Below are 21389 nucleotides of genomic sequence, written 5' to 3'. Positions count from 1 at the left end.
AGCCGCTTCAGATCCACGCCCGCCACCAATCCCAGAAAATGAAACTCGATGCCGCTTGCAGCACCGATGGTGAAGCCGGCGTAGCCGCCGAGGGAGGCGCGGAAGTCTCGGCCGTCGGGGGTCATGCCGAAGGTGCCGAGGCCGGGGGTGTAATCGCGGCCGACCGCATTTGGAGGGAGCCGGCCGCCGAAGCCGGGGACGGCGTCGAGGACGTTGGCAACGAAGCTGTTGGAGTTCGGGCCGGGCCAGATGCGGTAGCCGCCGGGCTGCGCATAGGGGTAGGCAGCGATCGCGGCGTCGAACTGCGGCAGCAGTGCCTCGGCTGCATCGCCCTTCACGGAATGCACGACATAGGGCGGGTTGGAGTACCAGTAGCCGTCGGCGTCGCGGTGATTGCGGCGAATGGGCGAGCCCCAGCCGACCTTGTCGTAACGCTCGTAGGTCGTCTCGCCGGGGCGCTTCAGGACGATCCAGCTATGCACCGACAACGCGCCCTTGAGACCGCCGGTGCGGGCGGCGAGGACGTAGATGCCGGCTTCGTCGGCAGCGGGCGGTGGCAGCAGGCCGGACGACGTCCAGGTCGCGCCGCGCCAGCTATCGGGACGGTCGGTGATCGACCACCAGGCGAGCGTCGCGAGCGCCGGCAGGAGGAAGAAGACGAAGACGAGCATGGCGAGACGCAGGGCGATGGTCATGAAGCGGTGCGCTTCCTTTCGGGCAGGCAAATCGGGTATGTGGCGGGCAGTTGGTCTTGAGGGAAGATAATGGCGAATCCGGTTCTGGTCGAAGTCACCCGCGGAAATGTGATCGAAAGCCGCCATCGCGGGGCGCTCGCGGTGTTCGACGGTGACGGCGGCGAGGTGCTGTCGATCGGCGACGTGGCGCGGCCGGTCTTTCCGCGCTCGGCGGTGAAGTCGATCCAGGCGCTGCCGCTGATCGAAAGCGGGGCGGCGGATGCCTACGGGTTCTCGGACGCCGATTTGGCACTCGCCTGCGCCTCCCATGCCGGCGAAACGCGGCATGCCGACCGCGCGGCCTCGATGCTGGCGCGGGCGGGGCTCGATTTTGGCGCGCTCGAATGCGGCGCGCACTGGCCGACGCGGCAGGACGCGCTGATCGACCTGGCACGCTCCGGCGCGTCGCCGACGGCGCTGCATAACAATTGCTCGGGCAAGCATTCCGGCTTCGTGTGCACTTGCCGGCATTTGGGCATCGACCATCGCGGCTATGTGAAGGCCGGCCATCGCTCGCAGGAAATGGTGCGCGAGGCGATGGAGGCGGTGACGGGGGCGGCGCATTCGACGGACGCCTGCGGCATCGACGGCTGCTCGATCCCGACCTATGCGATCCCGCTCGCCGACCTGGCGCGCGGCTTTGCGAAGATGGCGACGGGGCAGGGGCTGGGCGAGCGGCGCGCGGCAGCGGCGAAGCGGCTGATCGCGGCCTGCATGGCCGAGCCGTTCTATGTTTCGGGCACGGAGCGGATGGATACGCGGTTGATGACGGAGGATGCGGGGCGCATCTTCGTCAAGGTCGGCGCGGAGGGCGTCTATTGCGGGGCGCTGCCGGAACTGGGGTTGGGGTTTGCGCTGAAATGTGATGACGGCGCGGTGCGGGCGGCGGAGACGATGGTTGCCGCGCTGATCGCGCGGTTGGTGAAGGGGGAGTTGGGGGAGCGGGTCGGCGAGATGGCGCGGCCGGTGATGACGAACTGGAACGGGATCGAGGTGGGGACGGTTCGGCCGGTTGGGGAGTTGGGGTAGACGTCGAAGTCGAGCTCCGTCGCACCCCCCTCTGCCCTGCCGGGCATCTCCCCCTCAAGGAGGGAGATCACGCACGTGACCGAGTTCGCCAGCATCGTGGGCGATTGCGCGAGGCGATGACGAGACTGATCTCCCCCCTTGAGGGGGAGATGGCCGGCAGGCCAGAGGGGGGTGCGACGGATCGCGTTCGACCCGATCAGCCCACCACATCCTCTTCCAGTCGCCTCGGCGACAGCTTTTCGCAGAACACCGTGCCGTCTTCGGGCAGCGGCTTGACGGGCACGTCGAGCGTTGGTTGCGAGACGGGGACGGGCGGTTCGAAGACGGTGGCGCCGACGATGACGTTCTGGCCGCCGCGCACCGTCTCGATGCGCGCCTGGCGGGCTTCGAGGACGCGTTCCTGAAGACGGCCGTCGACGAGCGAGCGCAGGATGCCGCCTTCGTTCTCGATGCGGCGGAACTCCTCCCAGGCGGTTTCGCACAGCGAGGCAATGAGCTGGTTCTGCAAATCGGGCGCGGGCGTGGGGTTGGAGATCGGGCGAAGCTGGACCTCGCGTTTCATTACCGTTTGCGTGGCGAGCGCCATGCGGCGGGCGGCGCTTTCGGGCAGGCCGACCGGCATCGTGTGCGGCAACAGCGAGACGGAATTCGCGCCGCCGCCGATCGCTGCGGCAGCGGCGAGCGTGTTGCGGGTGAGGTTGGTGTCGGGATCGAGCCGGCTCATCATGCGGAACGAGGTTTCGGCATGGATGTTGGCGGGGACCGGCGGCAGCGACGACTGCTCCTCGATCGCGGCCCACAGCGCACGCAGGGCGCGGATCTTCACGATGGTCGACAGCGGGTCCTGACCGGCGGCGAGGGCGAAGCCGATATGCGGCGCGGCATAAACGAGCGGCTGGCGCGCTTCCTCGAACATGCGCAGATGGCCGACCGCCGAAGCGATGATGATGCCGAGTTCCTGCGCGTCCGTCGCGCCGGCATTATGGACGACGCGGCCATCGGCCTCGAGGAAGACCGCCGGCGCGCCGACCGAGAAGAAGTGCGCCAGCGACTGCGGCATCGACGCCTGCAGCGCCTCGATCGACATGCGCAGGCGGCCGGTGCCGGCGAAGACGGCGCCCGGATCGACGCCGAAGGAAAGGCTGAGCCGGGCCGGATCGACATTCGGCCAGTTGTGGAAAAGCGTCTCCATCCAGTCGACCGAGGCGCGGCTGGCCGGATGGACGTCGATTCGCAAATGGACCTTGTCGATCGGAACGCCGGAAAGCGCGGTGCGAAGTGCCTCGGGCGTGGCGGGAAGACCGTAGCCGAACGCGTTCGGCGCGCCCTCGAAGACCAGCGCGAGGCCGTCGGCGCCATTGGCGAGGTCGGTCAGCGCCTGCGCATTGGCGCGTGCGGGATCGGGGTCGTCGACGCGCTGCAGGATCTTCCACTGGGCGGCGCCGCCGGCCCGCATCTGCAGGCCCGACGCGTCGACTTCGTAATGGACGCGCGGCGATGCCGAGGGCGCGGCCGCAAGACGTTCGAGCCAGCTTTCCCGCTTCATCGCCGTGAACGATCTGGTGCCGACGCTTGCTGCTTCCATTTCCACCCTTCCTTTGGCTGCACGCATGCAACCTGTCCGGGACGAACTTAGGGACGCAGGACCGCGCACGCAACGCGGCAGCATGCGTCATGGCGTCTTTTGCCCGGGCGATGTTGCACAAGCGTCCTAACGCAGAAGCGGCCACTTGACGCCGGACGCATGAAAGCTGAACGTCGCGGCACGGTTTCAGGCTTCGAGGGGGCGTCATGTGGCAGGCTGAGAGCATTTTCCTGGGCGCGAGCCGCAAGCCGGACGACAGCTACCAGGGGCCGGAGGAATTGCTTCTCAAATACGGCAACCGGCACGGACTGGTGACGGGCGCGACCGGCACCGGCAAGACGGTGACGCTGCAGATACTCGCGGAAGGGTTTTCGGATGCCGGCGTGCCGGTGTTCTGCGCCGACATCAAGGGCGACGTTGCGGGTCTGGCGAAGGCGGGCGAGCCGAAGGACTTCCTCGCCAAGCGCGCCGAAGCGATCCAGCTTGCCGATTATCAGTTCAAGGAATTTCCGGTCGTCTTCTGGGACCTTTTCGGCGAACAGGGCCATCCGATCCGCGCGACGGTTTCGGAAATGGGACCGCTGCTGCTTTCGCGGCTTCTCAATCTTACAGAGGCGCAGGAAGGCGTCGTCAACATCGCCTTCAAGCTGGCCGACGAGGAGGGGATGCTCCTTCTCGACATGAAGGACATGCAGTCGATGCTGGCCTCGATGGCCGAGCGGGCGAGTGAACTCTCGGGCCGCTACGGCAACATCACCAAGGCGTCTGTCGGCGCCATTCAGCGCGCGCTGCTGGTTCTGGAAGGGCAGGGCGGCGACCACTTCTTCGGCGAGCCGGCGCTGCGCATTTCCGACCTGATGCGCACCTCGCGCGACGGCCGCGGCGCGATCAACGTGCTCGCCGCCGACCGGCTGATGATGAACCCGCGTCTCTACGCGACGTTCCTGCTTTGGCTGATGTCCGAACTGTTCGAGGAACTGCCGGAGATCGGCGACCCGGACAAGCCGAAGCTCGTCTTCTTCTTCGACGAGGCGCATCTGCTCTTCGCCGACGCGCCGAAGGTGCTGGTCGAGCGCGTCGAGCAGGTGGTGCGGCTGATCCGGTCGAAAGGCGTCGGTGTTTATTTCGTGACGCAAAACCCGCTCGACGTGCCGGAAACGGTGCTGGCGCAATTGGGCAATCGCGTGCAGCACGCACTCCGCGCCTACACGCCGCGCGAGCAGAAGGCAGTGAAGACGGCGGCCGAGACCTTCCGGCCGAACCCCGATTTCGATTGCGCCGACGCGATCACGCAGCTTGGGACCGGCGAGGCGCTGGTCTCGACGCTGGCGGAAAAGGGCGTGCCGTCGATGGTGCAACGGACGCTGATCCGCCCGCCATCCTCGCGGCTGGGACCGCTGACGCCCGACGAGCGCCGGCAGGTGATCGCGCAGAGCCCGGTGGCGGGGCAGTACGACACGACGGTCGACCGTGAATCGGCCTACGAAATGTTGGCCAAGCAGGCCGATGCGAAGGCGCGCGCGGAGGAGGACCAGCGGGCGCGCGAGGCCGCGCAGAAGGAAGAGGCGGCGCGTGGCCGCTGGACGCTGCCGGACATGAACGGCGACGGCCGCGAGCGGGCGCCGGCAAAGCCGCGTGCCTCGAACCGGCAGACGGTGGCGGAAGCGGCGATGAAGTCGGTGGTTCGCTCGGTCGGGTCTTCGGTCGGGCGGGCGCTGGTGCGGGGGATATTGGGGAGTTTGAAGAAGGGGTTTTAGGCGGGTTTTTTTTTTGTTTTTTGCGAAGGGGACCCCCACCCTTTATCCCTCCCCACAAGGGGGAGGGAGGGCGTCGGCGTTGAGCTTTGTTCTTCATTCAGGGTGCCAATGGAGACGAATGGGATGCCTCCCTCTTGTGGCGAGGGTGAAGGCCGCCGCGAACGGGCTCCGGGAAAGCCGCGCGCCTCGAACCGGCAGACGGTGGCGGAAGCAGACGGGGGAGGGAGCCCTCCCCACAAGGGGGAGGGAGGGCGTCGGCGTTGAGCTTTGTTCTTCATTCCGGGTGCAGAGCAGACGAATGCAATGCCTCCCTCTTGTGGCGAGGGTGAAGGCCGCCGCGAGCGGGCGCCGGCAAAGCCGAGAGCATCGAACCGGCAGACGGTGGCGGAAGCGGCGATGAAGTCGGTCGTCCGCTCGGTCGGGTCTTCGGTCGGGCGGGCGCTGGTGCGGGGATTTTGGGGAGTTTGAAGAAGGGGTTTTAGGGAGGGGGCGGTTTCAGTTTTTGCGAAGGGGACCCCCACCCTTTATCCCTCCCCACAAGGGGGAGGGAGGGCGTCGGCGTCGTGAATTTTCTTCAAACTGAGTGGTGCATTGGTGGTCGAAGCAGAACGCTGGCGACTCCCTCCCCCTTGTGGGGAGGGATAAAGGGTGGGGGTCTCCAACCATCCGCCCGCTTCCTCCCGGCTCGCTCTCAAAAGCAGGCCAGCGTCAAAACCTCACCCCGCCTTCGACATCCCCCCATCGACCATCAGCACATGCCCGCTGACATAGCTCGCATCGGTCGACAGCAAATACGCCACAGCCCCCGCAACCTCATCCGCATCCGCCACGCGCCGCAACGGCAGCGTCTCGACATGCTCCCCGGCGCCCACGCACACGCCGTTGACGCGCACACCCTTCGGCCCAAGCTCCACCGCCAGCCCCTCGGTCATCGCCCGGATGCCCGCCTGCGCGATGCCGTAGGCGAGCCGTCCCTGCCCAGCCGCACCGCATAGATTGACGATCGCCAGCTCGTCTCCGCGCCGCTCCACCCCCGCCCGGCAGGCGGTCAGCGCCGCGACGAGGTTCACCTCCAGCACCTCGCGCAAGAACTCCCCGGTCGTCTCGTCGAGCCCGCCAAGCGGCGCATGGCTCGACGCATTGACCAGCGCGGCGAGCGGGCCGAAGGCGTCGACGCATTGGTCGAACGCCACTTCCATCTCCTCCTCGTCCGTCAGATCGGCGCGGATGAAGATTGCGTCCTCGTCACCGAGCCGCTCCTCGGCTTCCGAGATCGCCTCGGCGTCGGCATCGATGATGGCGACCGGCCAGCCGTCGTCCAGCAGGCGCTCGGCAACGGCAAAGCCGATGCCGGTCGCCCCGCCGGTGACGACGGCCGGCCGTTTCACTTGATGCGCTCGAGGATCGAGACGTAGTTGGCGACCGCCGCGCCGCCCATGTTGAAGATGCCGGCAAGCTTGGCGTTCGGCACCTGGATGCCGCCCGCTTCGCCGGTCAACTGCATGGCCGAAAGCGCGTGCATGGAAACGCCCGTCGCGCCGATCGGGTGGCCCTTGGACTTCAACCCGCCCGACGGGTTCACCGGCAGCCGACCGTCCTTTGCGGTCTGGCCTTCCAGCGCGATCTTGCCGCCCTCGCCCCGCTTGGCGAGACCCATCGCCTCATATTCGATCAGTTCGGCGATGGTGAAGCAGTCATGCGTTTCGACGAAGGAGAGGTCGTCGAGCTTCACGCCTGCACTCTTCAGCGCCCGCGCCCAGGCTTCCTCGGCACCCTCGAACAAAAGGATGTCGCGCTTCGAAAGCGGCAGGAAATCCTGCACATGCTCGTTGGCGCGGAAGGCGACGGCGCGTTTCATGCGCAGCGCCGTCTGCGTGTCGGCCAGCACGATCGCCGCCGCGCCGTCGGAGACGAGCGAGCAGTCGGTGCGCTTCAAGGGACCTGCGACGAACGGGTTCTTCTCGCTCTCGTTGCGGCAGAAGTCGAAGCCGAAATCGGTACGCATCTGCGCATAGGGGTTGTCGACGCCGTTCTTGTGGTTCTTCGCCGCAATGGTGGCGAGCGCATCGGACTGATCGCCGTAGCGCTGGAAATAGGACTGCGCGATACCGCCGAAGACGCCCGCAAAGCCCGCCGGCGTGTCGCCTTCCTCGGGAAGGTACGATGCCTTCAGCAGGTTGCGGCCGACATCGGGGCCCTTGGTCGTCGTCATCTGCTCGACGCCGACGACGAGCACGATCTTGGCCGCATTGGCGTCGATCGCGCGGATGCCCTGGCGCACCGCAGCCGAGCCGGTCGCGCAGGCGTTCTCGACGCGCGTTGCCGGCTTGAAGCGCAGCCGATCGTCGGCCTGCAGCACGAGGCTGGCGGTGAAATCCTGGGCCGAGAAGCCCGCATTGAAATGCCCGAGCACGATCTCGTCCACGTCCTCCGGCCCGATACCGGCATGGGCGAGCGCGTCGCCCGCAACCTTTATGATCAGGCTCTCGACGGTCTCTTCGGGCAGTTTTCCGAACTGGGAATGCGCCCAGCCGACAATGCATGCGGTCATGTTTTCTGGCCTCCTTGGGATGTGCCGCACCCTACCATGCGTCAACCCGCCGCCGAAACCTGAAATTTGTTCAGGCCTGAACGAACAGCGGGTTTGTTGTGGTTCTTGATTGACCAGTCAATAAACGATAGATCGGGTCCATGCCAAAGCTTGGAATGGAACCGCTTCGCCGCAAGGCGCTCATCGACGCCGCCATCGGTGCGATCGGCGAGCGCGGCTCGCTCGATGTGACGATGGCGCAGATCGCCAAGCGCGCCGGCGTGTCTTCGGCGCTGGCGCATCACTATTTCGGTGCCAAGGACGATCTCCTCCACGCCACCATGCGCCACATCCTCGCCGAGCTCGGCCGCGATGTCCGGACTGCGTTGGGCGAAACGACGACGCCCGAAGAGCGCGTCCGCGCCATTATCGCCGTCAATTTCTCCGTCAAGCAGTTCGCGTCCGAGACGGTTGCCGCCTGGCTCACCTTCTATGTCGAGGCGCAGCGGTCCGAGCGCCTGCGACGGCTCCTGCGCATCTATGCGCGGCGCCTCCATTCCAATCTGATGAGCGGCCTGCGCCCGCTCGTGGCCGAGCCCGAGCAGACCGCCGAAGGCATCGCCGCGCTGATCGACGGGCTCTACATCCGCCGCGCGCTCAAGGACGGCGCACCGGACGCGGCCTCCGCCATCGCCTTGGTGAACGACTATCTCGACCTCAAAATTCATGCCGTCCGGGGGGACATCACTTGAAGCCGAACATCCTCATCCTCATGGTCGACCAGTTGACCGGAACGCTGTTTCCGGACGGCCCGGCCGACTTTCTCCACGCGCCGCATCTGAAGGCGCTCGCCGCGCGCTCGGCGCGCTTTGCCGCCAACTACACCGCCTCGCCGCTCTGCGCGCCCGGCCGCGCCGCGTTCATGAGCGGGCAGTTGCCGTCGCGCACCCGCGTCTACGACAATGCAGCCGAGTTCCCCTCCGCGATCCCCACCTTCGCGCATCATCTGCGCAGCGCCGGCTACCACACTGCGCTTTCGGGCAAGATGCACTTCGTCGGGCCGGACCAGATGCACGGCTTCGAAGAGCGGCTGACGACCGACATCTATCCCGCCGATTTCGGCTGGACGCCCGACTATCGCAAGCCGGGCGAGCGGATCGACTGGTGGTATCACAATCTGGGTTCGGTCACCGGCGCCGGCGTCGCCGAGATCACCAACCAGATGGAATACGACGACGAGGTAGCCTTCCACGCCGTCCAGAAGCTCCATCAGCTATCGCGCCTCAGCGAAGACGCGGACCGCCGCCCCTGGTGCCTCACCGTCTCGTTCACCCACCCGCACGACCCCTTCGTCGCGCGCAAGAAGCATTGGGACCTCTACGAAGACTGCGCGCACCTAAAGCCCGAAATCGGCTTCATCCCCTACGATGCGCAGGACCCCCATTCCCAGCGCCTCTACCACGCCAGCGACTACCCCGCCTTCGACATCACCGACGACGACATCGAGAAATCCCGCCGCGCCTATTTCGCCAACATCTCCTATGTCGACAACCACGTTGGCGCGATCCTCGACACGCTTGAGCGCACCCGCATGGCGGACGACACGATCGTCCTCTTCTGCTCCGACCATGGCGAAATGCTCGGCGAGCGTGGCCTGTGGTTCAAGATGTCCTTCCTCGAAGGCTCGGCCCGCGTGCCGCTGATGATCGCCGGCAAAGGCATCGCGCCCGGCAATCATGCGACGGCGACCTCCAATCTCGACATCTGTCCCACGCTCTGCGACCTCGCCGGCATCGACATGTCGGTCATCCAGCCATGGACCGACGGCACTTCGCTCAAGCCCATGATCGACGGCAACGAGCGCCACGAGCCGGTGCTGATGGAATACGCCGCCGAGGGCTCCTACGCCCCCATGGTCGCGATCCGCGAGGGCCGCTTCAAGTTCGTCCATTGCGAGATCGACCCGCCGCAACTCTTTGATCTGGAATCCGATCCGGCCGAACTCACCAACCTCGCCTCCGATCCCGCGCACGCCGATCGCGTCGCGGAATTCATGGCAATAGTCCGTGCCCGTTGGGACATGACGCGCTTCGACGCGGAGGTGCGCGAGAGCCAGGCGCGCCGGTGGGTCGTCTACCCGGCGCTGCGCAACGGCGCCTACTATCCGTGGGAATTCCAGCCGCTGCAAAAGGCATCGGAGCGCTACATGCGCAACCACATGGATTTGAACGTGCTGGAAGATCGCCAGCGCTTTCCGCGGGGTGAATGACCATGCTTGAAGCCGATTACGTCATCGTCGGTTCGGGGTCCGCCGGCGCCGCCATGGCCTACCGCCTTTCGGAAGACGGCAGGAACTCGGTCATCGTCATCGAATATGGCGGCACCGACATCGGCCCCTTCATCCAGATGCCCGCTGCCCTCTCTTTCCCGATGAATATGAGCCTCTACGATTGGGGCTTCGAAAGCGAAGCGGAGACGCATCTGGGCGGGCGCAAGCTCGCCACGCCGCGCGGCAAGGTGCTCGGCGGCTCATCCTCGATCAACGGCATGGTCTATGTGCGCGGCCACGCGCGCGATTTCGACCATTGGGCGGGCGAAGGCGCGGCCGGCTGGGCCTATGCCGACGTCCTTCCCTATTTCAAGCGCATGGAAACCGCCCATGGCGGCGAGGAGGGCTGGCGCGGCACCGAGGGACCGATGCACGTCAAGCGCGGCCCCCGCCGCAACCCGCTCTACGCCGCCTTCGTCGAGGCGGGCCGGCAGGCGGGCTTCGAGACGACGGACGACTATAACGGCTCCAAGCAGGAAGGCTTCGGCGCGATGGAGCAGACCATCCATCACGGCCGTCGCTGGTCCACCGCAAACGCCTATCTGCGCCCTGCCCTCAAGCGCCCGAACGTCAGTCTCGTCAATGGCTTCGTGCGCCGCGTTGTCATCGAGAATCAGCGTGCCACCGGCGTCGAGTTCGAGGCGCGCAGGCAGATCCAATTCGTCAAAGCCCGGCGCGAGGTCATCGTCGCCGCCTCGTCGATCAACTCGCCCAAGCTCCTGATGCTGTCGGGCATCGGCCCGGCCGCGCATCTGGCGCAGCACGGCATCAAGGTGATCGCCGACCGGCCGGGCGTCGGCGCGAACCTGCAGGATCACATGGAGCTCTACATCCAGCAGGAAGCGACCAAGCCGATCACGCTCTATTCCAAGCTCAACCTCTTTTCCAAGGCGTTGATCGGCGCCGAGTGGCTGTTCTTCAAATCCGGCCTCGGCGCGTCGAACCATTTCGAGGCCGCCGCCTTCCTGCGCTCGAAAGCCGGCGTCGACTATCCCGACATCCAGTATCACTTCCTCCCCGTCGCCATTCGCTACGACGGCAAGGCGGCGGCAAAGTCGCACGGCTTCCAGGCCCATGTCGGCCCGATGCGCTCGAAGTCGCGCGGGTCGGTGACGCTGCGCTCGTCCGATCCTGCCGACAAGCCGGTGATCCGCTTCAACTACATGTCGCATCCCGACGACTGGACGGACTTTCGCCACTGCATCCGCCTCACCCGCGAAATCTTCGGCCAGGCCGCCTTCGACGAATTTCGCGGCCGCGAAATCTCGCCGGGCGCGGATGTGAGCAGCGACGAAGCGCTCGACGCCTTCATCCGCGATCACGCCGAAAGCGCATACCATCCCTGCGGCACCTGCCGCATGGGCCGGGCCGACGATCCCCACGCGGTCGTCGATCCCGAATGCCGCGTCATCGGTGTCGACGGCCTGCGCGTTGCCGATTCATCGATCTTCCCGCGCATCACCAACGGCAATCTCAACGCCCCCTCGATCATGGTCGGCGAGAAGGCAGCCGACCACATTCTCGGCCGCCAGTCGCTCAGCCCGTCGAACCAGGAGCCGTGGATCAATCCGAACTGGGAGACGTCCGACCGCTAGGCGAACACACCAAACCGCAGTATGCCGACGACATCGCAACCATCCGTCTCAAGGCAACGCACTATGCAGAAGAACCAGCTCTACATGATCGTCGGCGCGCTTATCGTGGTCGTCATCGGCCTCGGCATCTATGTCTACCAGAAGGAAAGCGAGCCCTCCGGCGTCGAAATCCGTCTCGACGAGTCCGGCGTCTCGGTGGAGCAGAACTAGCAAGGAAAAGGAACACGGCGTGAAAGCACAGCCTCAGGCCTCACATTTCATCAACGGACGCTTCGTCGAGGACGAAGGCGGACGCGAGATCGAGGTGGTCTACCCGGCCACTGGCGAGGTGATCGCTAAGCTTCACGCCGCCACGCCCAACATCGTCGAGCTGGCCGTGGAAGCGGCCCGCTCGGCACAATGCGAATGGGCGCGGCTGAAGCCGATCGAGCGCGGACGCATCTTGCGCAAGGCGGCCGATCTCCTGCGCGCCCGCAACGACGACCTGTCGCGCCTCGAAACGCTCGACACCGGCAAGGCCATCCAGGAAACGCTCGTCGCCGACGCCGCATCCGCCGCCGACGCGCTCGAATATCTCGGCTCCGTCGTCGCCGGTTTCAACGGCGAGTTCATCGAGCTCGGCGGCCCCTTCGCCTATACGCGGCGCGAGCCGCTCGGCGTGTGCGTCGGCATCGGCGCCTGGAACTATCCGATCCAGATCGCGGCCTGGAAATCCGCGCCCGCGCTCGCCATGGGCAATGCGATGGTCTTCAAACCGTCCGAGACGACGCCGCTTTCCGCGCTTGCCCTGGCAGAGCTCTATATCGAGGCGGGCCTGCCCGCCGGGCTCTTCAACGTCGTCCAGGGCTATGGCGACGTCGGCGCCGCCCTCGTCTCGCACGAGCATGTCGACAAGGTTTCGCTGACCGGCTCCGTGCCGACCGGCAAAAAGGTCATGGCGCTTGCCGGCCAGCACATGAAGCACGCCACGATGGAGCTCGGCGGCAAGTCGCCGCTCATCGTCTTCGACGACGCACATCTGGAAAACGCCATCGGCGGCGCGATGCTCGGCAATTTCTACTCCACCGGCCAGGTCTGTTCCAACGGCACCCGCGTCTTCGTCCAGGACGGCGTCTATGACCGCTTTCTCGACCGCCTTGCAGAGCGCGCCAAGACCATCCGTCTCGGCGATCCGCTCGATCCCGAAACGCAGATGGGGCCGATGGCGAGCCGCGCACAGTTCGACAAGGTGATGGAGCATATCCGCATCGGCCGCGACGAGGACGGCGCCCGCCTCCTCACCGGCGGCAGCGCGCCCACCATGCAGGGCTTCGAAGGCGGCAATTTCATCGAGCCGACCGTCTTCGCCGACGTCACCGACACCATGCGCATCGCCCGCGAGGAGATCTTCGGCCCGGTCATGAGCGTCCTGCGCTTTTCCAGCGAGAACGAGGTGATCGCGCGCGCCAACGACACGCCGTTCGGTCTCGCCGCCGGCGTCTTCACCGCCGATCTTGCGCGCGGCCACCGCGTCGTCGGCCAGTTGCAGGCCGGCACCTGCTGGATCAACGCCTACAATCTCACCCCCGTCGAAATGCCCTTCGGCGGCGTCAAGCAGTCCGGCATCGGTCGCGAAAACGCGCTCGCCGCGCTCGGTCACTACAGTCAGGTCAAGTCGGTCTATGTCGAGACGGGAGACGTTGCGTCACCTTACTGACGCAACGATTTGGCGCGAATGGGCGAACCGGCCCTTGCGGGCTTCTGCAACCCCGGTTATAAGCCCGCCGTCTGGTCGCGGAGTGTAGCGCAGCCTGGTAGCGCACCTCGTTCGGGACGAGGGGGTCGCAGGTTCAAATCCTGCCACTCCGACCATAGACATTCATGCCTTGCCACCCCGCGCATGGCAATTTCTCCCGAAAACACCTATATAAGCGATAATGACGACGGCGCGTCGTCGTTCGACCCGGTATTGCGCTCGGTCGCCCAGCCAATCGAGAGGTAGTTCCGTAAGTGTCTGATCTGAACAATCCCGTCTTCAAGACGGCCAAGCCGTCGCCTTCAGCCAAGGCCGACATCACGACGGCAGCCGCCCGTGCGATCATCGACGACGAGGTGACCGCACGCGAAAAGAAGACTGCGCGCCTGCAATTGTTGCGGATGGAGCGGGAGGCTGCAGAGGCCAAGGAAGTGCCCGCACCGAAGGCCAAAAAGACGACGAAGAAAATAAAGGTTTGACTTTTGGGGGCGGCGACGCCACATCTGGCGCATCGATCTTGCTAGATGATTTTTGTTTTGCGCCACGGCGCCTGCGACGAACGTCCCTCCCATAATCGATCTAAACGCCCGATTCAAAAGGGTTTCTTTCTACACGAGCGATTCTAAGGAGATCGTTATGCCTACAGGTACCGTTAAGTGGTTCAATTCGACCAAGGGTTTCGGCTTCATCGAGCCCGACCAGGGCGGCACGGACGTTTTCGTTCACATCTCGGCCGTTGAGCGTTCGGGCATGAATGGCCTCAACGAAGGCCAGAAGATCAGCTTCGAAGTTGTCCAGGACAAGCGTTCGGGCAAGAATTCGGCCGAGAACCTTCGCGCCGTCTAAGAAATTCGGCCGGCGTCGAGCGTAGACCGCGCGTCATGCGCGACGGACATGCTCTTGATGCCGCCGAAATGCCTGATCGGGTCTGCTGACCACGGATGTACTGGCAGCAAGGTCCTTCAGGCTACGGAAAGGTCGGGTTCAGCCCGGCCTTTTTTGTTTTTGCGGGCTTTGTCCGATTTCCGCCCTGCTCCGCCGTTTCCGATGGCATGATCGCCGCGATCTGTCACACTGGGGATCGGAGCCGCTTCGGCTCCCGGAGGAATGCCCGATGAAGCATGTGCGCCTTTCCGCTTTCGAGTGGGTGCTGGGCGGCATCGCTGCCGCCACTGTCGGCTCGTTTCTCTACATCTTCCTGATCAGCATGCACTGGTAGCCCGCCCCGCAGCCAACACCGCGCGGCACGTTCGCCGCGTTTCATGGCGTTGCGCCACCGCGTTAATCAGGGGCAATCGGTCAGTAGACGCTGCTGGCCGGCAGGACGTGCGGCGCATCGCCATAGGCCATGTCCGTCTCTGCGCCGCCTAACGGCGCCTTCAGCTTTGCCAGGAACCCCTGCACGGCCGCCGCGCCGCCCTTGCGGATCAGGTTCAAATGGTTGCCTTCAGGAACCACGACCAGCGAGGCATGGTCGGCATTCATCGCAGCCAATCGCTCGGCAAAGCGCGCCGGGGTGATCTGGTCCTTGCCGCCGGCGAGAATCAGGATCGGCGCATCGACCTTGTCGATCCGCGAGCGCGTGTCGAACTTGGTGCGCACCAGCCATTCGGGCACCTGCGAGAACTGTTGGCGCACTGCGTCGCCGAATGTCGTGAAAGGTGCTTCGAGCACGAGGCCCATCGTCTCCGCCCGCGAGGCGACATAGCTCGCGACACCGGTGCCCATCGAGTAGCCGTAGACGATGACGCCGTTCGGGGCGAGGTCGTCGGCCGCGATGCGCTCCATCATCGTCGACGCATCGGCGTAGAGCATCGCCTCGCTCGGCATGCCAGGATTGCCGCCATAGCCGCGATAGCCGGTCAGGAGCAGGCCATAGCCCTCCTCCGCGATCGCCGTCAGATGCCGTGGCTTGTGGATGATGTCGCCGAGCCGGTCGGGGAAGTAGACGATCAGCGGCTTGCCGGGCTGGGGCGCGAAATAATAGGAACGCAGCTTCAAGCCGTCGGACGCCGTCAGCTCGATCGGCTCCAGCTTCAGCTTGCTGTCGAATTTGAGGATGTCGAGCGCGAGGCGGTCACGGAAGAGAACGTATTCGGGAACGGTGTGCGCCGCGGTCGCCCACGCGGCCACGAGCAGCATGATCAAGGTGGCGAAGGCTCGTGCCTGCTTCCTGCGTTTGCCCGAACGCATGATCATTCCGGCCACTCTCCCCTGTGACGCGATTCGATGGTGCCGATCACCATGCGTTACAATTAGACCGATTTATGGTTACCAGGCGATACATTTTGTGAGCCTGCGCGCCGTCGCGCGTTCGACGTGGCCCGGATGCCACAGCGGAAGGCCGGGCGATCGACCTCTCAGATACAATTCAGACGTGCATTTTGACGTTTCATTCGCATTTGATTGCAATCATGGCGTGCAATCAACCAGCGGAGCACAACCATGGCAGTTCGATGGGCATGCAAGAAGGGCACGGCGGCGGTCGAATTTGCGATCCTGTCGCCGATCTATCTGATGTTCCTGTTCGGGATGATCGCCTACGGCATCTACCTCGGCGCAGCGCATTCCGTGCAGCAACTGGCATCGGAGGCCGCGCGTCTGTCCGTCGCCGGCCTGCACGAGGCGGAAAGGCGCGACATGGCGCTGTCCTTCATCGCCAGCCACGCCAAGGGCTACGGTCTCGTCGATCCCGCCAAGCTTCAGATCGATGTCGCGGACAGCCCGTCCGACGCCTCCCGCTTTGTGGTCGACCTCAGCTACGACGCGCGGCACCTGCCGATCTGGAACCTCTTCGACGGCGTCGTGCTTCCCTCGACCACCATCGCGCGGCGCTCGACCGTGCGGATCGGGGGCGTGTGATGCGGCGCGCCCTTCACCGTCTCGCCCGCGACCGTGGCGGCAACTTCGCGACCATGACCGCGCTCGTCAGCCCGGTGCTCATCCTGGTCGCCGCGCTCGGCGTCGATGCCGGCTCGTTCTTCGTCGAGCGTCGCAGCGCGCAGAGCCTGACCGACCTCGCCGCCATGACTGCGGCACGTGCGCCGGAACGCGCCGCCGAGGCAGCCGAGGCCGTTTTCGCCGACAATGGCTGGACGAATGTGACCGTCGCCACGCTGAAAGGCGCCGTCGGCGACGCGCAGGCGCCCGCATGGCCGGAGATCGTGGGGGAAGACCGCGTCTTCGTCATCGCAGGCGCCTATTCGCCCGACCCCGAAATCGCGCCCGCCCAGCGCTTCGTCGCCGGCGCGCAGCCTGCCAATGCCGTGCGCGTCGAATTCGAAACCCATGCCAGCCGCTTCTTTTCCGCGTCTCTGATCGATGCGCCCGTCATCCGCACCGCCGCCATCGCCTCGATGGTGCCGAAGGCCTCCTTTTCCATCGGCTCGCGCTTTGCCAGCCTCGAAGGCGGCGTCGCCAACATGCTGCTGACGAAGCTCCTCGGCACCAGCATCAGCCTCAACGCGATGGATTACCGCGCCCTTCTCGACACCGAAATCGGCCTCCTTGCCTTCTCCGAGGCGCTCGGCATCCAGGCGAATCTGACCGCCGCCACCTATGACGAGCTGCTCGCCGCCGATGTCGCCATGCGCGACGTCCTGCGCGCGCTTTCGCAGACGCCCGGCATCGGCCTGCCCGCCCGCACGGTCATGCAGCGCCTCGCCAACGCGGTCCCGGCCGCTCGCAACCTGCCGCTGCGCCAGCTTCTCGATCCGGGAACGCTGGAACTTGCGCGCATGCAGGGCAGTTCGGCGGGTCTCGACGCCAATGTCGGAGCGGTCCAGCTTCTCAACGCCGCCGCGGCCCTTGCCAACGGTCCCAACCAGGTCGCGCTCGATCTGGGCAGTTCGATCCCGGGCCTCCTCGACCTCACCGCCACCGTCGCGGTCGGCGAGCCGCCGCAGGGCAAGTCATGGTTTTCGCGCGGCCCCGCCGGCACCATCGTGCGCACGGTCCAAACCCGCATCCGCCTCGACGCGCGCATCGGACCGCTGCTCGGCGTCGGCGTCCACGTGCCGCTCTTCGTCGATGTCGCCTATGGCGAAGCGAAGCTGCAATCCGCCTCCTGCCCGACGGGCCGGCCGGACAGCGCCCGCGCCAGCGTCGCGGCGAAACCGGGTATCGTCGAAATCCACCTGGCCGATGCCGACACCGGCCGGATGCACGATTTCAGCCGCCTGCCCCGCCTCGACGACGCACGCCTGCTCCACGTTCCGATCCTGCTGACGGTCAACGCCCGCGCCCATGCCGGGGCAACCAACATGGCGGCCGACACGCTCCAGTTCACGGCGAACGACGTGGCTGCCAAGACGATCAAGACGGTCCGCACACGCAACACCCTCATGACCCTGTCGGGCTCGCTCCTGTCCAACCTCAGGCTCGAGGTCAAACCGCTCGGCCTCGGCCTCGGAATCCCCTCCGGCCTCACAGGAACGCTCGGCGGTCTCGTCGGCAACACGCTCGGTGCCGTCGACCCCGTCCTCGACAGCCTCCTCGCCGCCCTCGGCATCTCGCTCGGCGAAGCCGACATCCGCGTCCACCACGTCGACTGCGGCCGACCGGTGCTGGTTCAGTGATCCGGCTTGCGAACCGGAATACGACGGAAAACAGGGATTCGATTTGTTTCCAGCAGGTCGGCCGGCACCTCATAGCTAGCAGCCTTGACCTCACCACGAAGGTCTGCCGCCATCTCCTCGAATGCCTCGATGAGGTCTGCTCCCACCCGGCTCATGTCGGACGTCTCCCGGACCTACTGTTCAGGTAATCACCGTCGGCGCATCGCGCCCCGTCCGGCTGCGAATGCCCGCAATCGCCTCTGCCGCCTCGATCAGATCCGCCAGCGCGGCCTGCGTGTCGAGGTCGAGGCGGCCGTCGGCGGGCTCGAAGCGTTCGATGTAAACGCGCAGCGTGGCGCCTTCCGTGCCGGTGCCCGACAGGCGGAAGACGACGCGCGAGCCGCCTTCGAAGAGAATGCGGATGCCCTGTTTTTCCGTCACCGACTGGGCGACCGGGTCGCGATAGGCGAAATCGTCGGCCTGCGCGACGGCGAGGCCCGCGAACATCTGGCCCGAAAGGTGATCGAGACGCCCACGAAGATCGTCCATCAGCGCGTTGGCCGCGCCGGCGTCCACCGCCTCGTAATCATGCCGGGAATAGTAGTTGCGGCCGAACCGCGCCCAGTGATCGCGCATGATGTCGGCGACGCTTTCCTTCCGCGCCGCGAGAATGTTGAGCCAGAGCAGCACGGCCCACAGCCCGTCCTTTTCGCGAACATGGTCCGAGCCGGTGCCGGCGCTTTCCTCGCCGCAGATCGTCACCTTGCCGGCGTCGAGCAGCGAGCCGAAGAACTTCCAGCCGGTCGGCGTCTCGTAGAGCTCGATCCCGAGCGCCTTGGCGACCTCGTCGGCCGCCGCGCTCGTCGGCATCGACCGCGCGATCCCCACCGGCCCGCCCGCATAGCCGGGCGCAAGGTGCATGTTCGCCGCCAGCACGGCGAGCGAATCGGATGGCGTCACGAAGATGCCCTTGCCGATGATCAGGTTGCGGTCGCCGTCGCCATCCGACGCCGCGCCGAAATCAGGCGCGTCGGGCGACATCATCAGATCGTAAAGTTCTTTTGCATGAACGAGATTGGGGTCGGGATGATGCCCGCCGAAATCTTCCGAAGGAACCGCATTGCGCGCCGTGCCCTTCGCCGCGCCGAGCCTTCTCTCGAGGATTTCCACCGCATAGGGCCCGGTCACCGCGTGCATGGCGTCGAATGCCATCGTGAAGCCCGAGGCGAAATAGGCGCGGATCGCGTCGAAGTCGAACAGCGTCTCCATCAGCGCCGCATAATCCGCCACCGGATCGACCACCTCGACCGTCATGCCGCCGATCTCGGCTGATCCGACCGCATCGATCGCCACGTCGTCCACCTGCGCGATGGCGTAGCGGTCGATCACCTTCGAGCGCTCGTGGATCGCGTTGGTCAGTTTCTCGGTCGCCGGCCCGCCATTGCCGGCATTGTACTTGATGCCGAAATCCTCGGTCGGCCCGCCCGGATTGTGGCTCGCCGAAAGCACGATCCCGCCGAACGCCTCGTTCTTGCGGATCAGGTGCGAGACCGCCGGCGTCGACAGGATACCGCCCTGCCCGACGATGACGCGGCCGAACCCGTTCGCCAGCGCCATCTTGATGACGATCTGGATGACCTCGCGATTGTAGAACCGCCCGTCGCCGCCCACGACCAGCGTCTGGCCGCGATAGCCCGCGAGCGAATCGAAAATCGACTGGACGAAGTTCTCCACATAGTTGGGCTGCTGGAAGACGGGCACCTTCTTGCGCAATCCCGACGTCCCCGGCTTCTGGTCGTCGAAGGGGGCGGTCTCGATGATGGCGATCATGAAGGGTCGGTCTCCGTTGGCGAGCATCGGACCAAAAAACGGAAGCCGCTTTTTCGGAATCTTCCGAGGCTCAATCGAAAAGTCGGGTCAAGCCTTTTGCCCGGTTTCGGCTGAAATTGCCAGCATGGAGGAACACGCGCGGCGCCCGTCAAACCGCCACGAGCCGGTTTCGGTTCCGTCACCTCTCCCGCCCGATTTTGCGCTTTACCTGCCGGGGTCGGCACGATATGCACTCATCCGCTCGCATTGGGGCGTAGCCAAGCGGTAAGGCAGCGGTTTTTGGTACCGCCATTCCCTGGTTCGAATCCAGGCGCCCCAGCCACCTCCCGGATGCACTGCCGCAAGCCGGCACGAGCCGCCATCCGGCAAGTTCGGATTGACCACGTCCCATGCAGTTCATCGATCTCGGCGCCCAGCGCGACCGCATTGCCGACCGTCTGAAGACCGCCATCGACAACGTCGTGGCCGAAGGCCGTTACATTCTCGGGCCGCAGGTCGGCGAGTTCGAAAAGCGGCTGGCGGACTATGTCGGCGTCGACCATGTCGTCGCCTGCGCCAACGGCACCGATGCGCTGCTCCTGCCGCTCTACGCGTCCGGCATCGGCCCCGGCGACGCCGTCTTCGTGCCGAGCTTCACCTTCGCCGCCACGGCGGAAGTCGTGGCGCTCGCCAAGGCCGAGCCGATCTTCGTCGACGTCGATCCCGACACCTACAATATCGACATCGCCAGCCTCGAAGCTGCCATCGCCATGGTGAAGTCCGAGGGACGCCTGACGCCGAAGGCGATCATCCCGGTCGACCTCTTCGGCCTTGCCGCCGACTACGACGCGCTCGACGCCATCGCCAGGCGCGAAAACCTCCTCGTCATCGAGGACGCCGCCCAGTCCATCGGCGGCATCCGCAACGGCACGAAATGCGGCGCGTTCGGCCATGTCGGCTCGACCAGCTTCTATCCGGCAAAGCCGCTCGGCTGCTATGGCGACGGCGGCGCGATGTTCACCAATGACGCGGCCTTCGCCGACAAGCTCCGCTCCTTCGCCTTCCACGGCAAGGGCGAGACGCAATATGACAACGTCCATATCGGCCTCAACTCGCGCCTCGACACGATCCAGGCCGCGATCCTCCTCGAAAAGCTCGCCATCCTCGAAGACGAAATGGAAGCGCGCGACCGCATCGCCCGGCGTTACAACGACGCGCTCGGCGACGTCGTCAAGGTCCCGCATCTGCCCCAGGGCAACCGCTCGGCATGGGCGCAGTTCGCCATCGAGCACTCGGCCCGTGACGACCTCAAGGCGCATCTGACGTCCGACGGCATCCCGTCGGTCATCTATTACGTCAAGTCGCTCCACCTGCAGACCGCCTACAAGCACTTCCCCCGCACGCCCACCGGCCTGCCGGTCTCCGAGGGCCTCTCCTCGCGCATCCTGTGCCTGCCGATGCACCCCTATCTGTCGGAAGCCGACCAGGACAAGATCATCCAGTCGATCCGCAATTTCGTGAAGCGCAACGCGGAGTAGTGAGAGCGGCCGGCTTTAACAAGCCGTCTTTTTCCATCAGACCCCCACCCTCTATCCCTCCCCACAAGGGGGAGGGAGGCCGTCGGCGTCGCACTTTAGTCGTTCAATGCAACACCCGGTTTGAAGGCAAGGCTCGACGCGGATGCCCTCCCTCCCCCTTGTGGGGAGGGATAAAGGGTGGGGGTCCCCTTC

General features: G+C 65.6%; 19 protein-coding genes, 2 tRNA genes and 1 pseudogene. 15 read left to right on the top strand and 7 right to left on the bottom strand.

Annotated features, from left to right (window positions below; genetic code table 11):
- Positions 1–695, bottom strand: a 695-nt coding sequence (locus ALII_RS0120835; RefSeq protein ID WP_024589149.1) for a DUF3750 domain-containing protein, incomplete at its 3' end; no start/stop codon positions are given.
- Between the two features lie 66 nt (positions 696–761).
- Between ALII_RS0120835 and ALII_RS0120830 the strand changes: the two genes are divergently transcribed.
- Positions 762–1763, top strand: coding sequence for an asparaginase (locus ALII_RS0120830; protein WP_029660792.1), 1002 nt, complete (start codon positions 762–764; stop codon positions 1761–1763).
- Positions 1764–1959: 196 nt separating this feature from the next.
- Here the strand turns inward: ALII_RS0120830 and ALII_RS0120825 are convergent, their stop codons facing one another.
- Positions 1960–3348 carry a methylmalonyl-CoA mutase family protein gene (locus ALII_RS0120825; protein ID WP_244437478.1) on the bottom strand — a complete coding sequence of 463 codons (1389 nt, stop codon included), beginning with the start codon at positions 3346–3348 and terminating at the stop codon, positions 1960–1962.
- Between the two features lie 206 nt (positions 3349–3554).
- Here ALII_RS0120825 and ALII_RS0120820 point away from each other — a divergent pair, with 206 nt between their 5' ends.
- Positions 3555–5105, top strand: a complete 1551-nt coding sequence (locus ALII_RS0120820) for a helicase HerA-like C-terminal domain-containing protein (RefSeq protein ID WP_024589146.1) — start codon at positions 3555–3557, stop codon at positions 5103–5105.
- Between the two features lie 330 nt (positions 5106–5435).
- A pseudogene (locus ALII_RS22590) lies at positions 5436–5573 on the top strand (helicase HerA-like domain-containing protein); the annotation flags it as partial.
- Positions 5574–5821: 248 nt separating this feature from the next.
- Here the strand turns inward: ALII_RS22590 and ALII_RS0120815 are convergent.
- Together ALII_RS0120815 and ALII_RS0120810 are read right to left on the bottom strand one after the other, a co-directional pair.
- Entirely contained in the window at positions 5822–6493 is a 672-nt protein-coding gene (locus ALII_RS0120815; protein ID WP_024589145.1) for an SDR family oxidoreductase, read from the bottom strand.
- The gene (locus ALII_RS0120810; protein WP_024589144.1) at positions 6490–7656 is read right to left on the bottom strand and encodes an acetyl-CoA acetyltransferase; all 1167 of its coding nucleotides are present in this window, start codon (positions 7654–7656) and stop codon (positions 6490–6492) included. Before ALII_RS0120810 ends, ALII_RS0120815 begins: the two co-directional genes overlap by 4 nt.
- Before the next feature lie 140 nt (positions 7657–7796).
- On the opposite strand from ALII_RS0120810, the gene betI reads away from it, so the two are divergent.
- The 8 genes from betI to ALII_RS0120770 all read left to right on the top strand — a co-directional run bounded on the left by betI (position 7797) and on the right by ALII_RS0120770 (position 14140).
- Positions 7797–8387 (top strand): transcriptional regulator BetI, encoded by a 591-nt coding sequence (gene betI, locus ALII_RS0120805; RefSeq protein ID WP_024589143.1) that lies wholly within the window; start codon positions 7797–7799, stop codon positions 8385–8387.
- Entirely contained in the window at positions 8384–9904 is a 1521-nt protein-coding gene (betC, locus tag ALII_RS0120800; protein WP_024589142.1) for a choline-sulfatase, read from the top strand. Before betI ends, betC begins: the two co-directional genes overlap by 4 nt.
- A gap of 2 nt (positions 9905–9906) precedes the next feature.
- The gene (gene betA, locus ALII_RS0120795) at positions 9907–11559 is read left to right on the top strand and encodes a choline dehydrogenase (RefSeq protein ID WP_024589141.1); all 1653 of its coding nucleotides are present in this window, start codon (positions 9907–9909) and stop codon (positions 11557–11559) included.
- A gap of 63 nt (positions 11560–11622) precedes the next feature.
- Positions 11623–11769: a hypothetical protein gene (locus ALII_RS22925; RefSeq protein WP_024589140.1), complete on the top strand. Its 147-nt coding sequence runs from the start codon at positions 11623–11625 to the stop codon at positions 11767–11769.
- Positions 11770–11788: 19 nt separating this feature from the next.
- Complete coding sequence (betB, locus tag ALII_RS0120785; RefSeq protein WP_024589139.1) at positions 11789–13255, top strand: betaine-aldehyde dehydrogenase; 1467 nt, start codon at positions 11789–11791, stop codon at positions 13253–13255.
- Between the two features lie 78 nt (positions 13256–13333).
- Positions 13334–13410, top strand: a tRNA-Pro gene (locus ALII_RS0120780).
- 138 nt (positions 13411–13548) lie between these two features.
- Positions 13549–13773, top strand: a complete 225-nt coding sequence (locus tag ALII_RS0120775; RefSeq protein ID WP_024589138.1) for a hypothetical protein — start codon at positions 13549–13551, stop codon at positions 13771–13773.
- 157 nt (positions 13774–13930) lie between these two features.
- Positions 13931–14140, top strand: a complete 210-nt coding sequence (locus ALII_RS0120770) for a cold-shock protein (protein WP_024589137.1) — start codon at positions 13931–13933, stop codon at positions 14138–14140.
- Between the two features lie 453 nt (positions 14141–14593).
- On the opposite strand, the gene ALII_RS21760 is transcribed toward ALII_RS0120770, so the two are convergent.
- Positions 14594–15493: an alpha/beta hydrolase gene (locus tag ALII_RS21760; RefSeq protein WP_024589136.1), complete on the bottom strand. Its 900-nt coding sequence runs from the start codon at positions 15491–15493 to the stop codon at positions 14594–14596.
- A gap of 246 nt (positions 15494–15739) precedes the next feature.
- Between ALII_RS21760 and ALII_RS0120755 the strand changes: the two genes are divergently transcribed.
- Entirely contained in the window at positions 15740–16156 is a 417-nt protein-coding gene (locus ALII_RS0120755; protein WP_029660788.1) for a TadE/TadG family type IV pilus assembly protein, read from the top strand.
- Entirely contained in the window at positions 16156–17871 is a 1716-nt protein-coding gene (locus ALII_RS0120750) for a pilus assembly protein TadG-related protein (RefSeq protein ID WP_024589134.1), read from the top strand. The genes ALII_RS0120755 and ALII_RS0120750 overlap by 1 nt, the downstream gene beginning before the upstream one ends.
- Here ALII_RS0120750 and ALII_RS22755 read toward each other — a convergent pair.
- Entirely contained in the window at positions 17865–18026 is a 162-nt protein-coding gene (locus ALII_RS22755) for a hypothetical protein (protein ID WP_161632289.1), read from the bottom strand. The two genes, ALII_RS0120750 and ALII_RS22755, sit on opposite strands and share 7 nt — an antisense overlap.
- 25 nt (positions 18027–18051) lie before the next feature.
- Positions 18052–19680: an alpha-D-glucose phosphate-specific phosphoglucomutase gene (locus ALII_RS0120745; protein ID WP_024589133.1), complete on the bottom strand. Its 1629-nt coding sequence runs from the start codon at positions 19678–19680 to the stop codon at positions 18052–18054.
- Between the two features lie 247 nt (positions 19681–19927).
- Here ALII_RS0120745 and ALII_RS0120740 point away from each other — a divergent pair.
- Together ALII_RS0120740 and ALII_RS0120735 are read left to right on the top strand one after the other, a co-directional pair.
- Positions 19928–20002: transfer RNA gene (locus ALII_RS0120740), tRNA-Gln, on the top strand.
- Positions 20003–20069: 67 nt separating this feature from the next.
- The gene (locus ALII_RS0120735) at positions 20070–21197 is read left to right on the top strand and encodes a DegT/DnrJ/EryC1/StrS aminotransferase family protein (protein WP_024589132.1); all 1128 of its coding nucleotides are present in this window, start codon (positions 20070–20072) and stop codon (positions 21195–21197) included.
- Positions 21198–21389: the final 192 nt, after the last annotated feature.

This window comes from Aliihoeflea sp. 2WW, from assembly GCF_000497755.1.
Taxonomy (GTDB): domain Bacteria; phylum Pseudomonadota; class Alphaproteobacteria; order Rhizobiales; family Rhizobiaceae; genus Aliihoeflea.
This window is presented reverse-complemented; position numbering and strand designations above follow the sequence as displayed.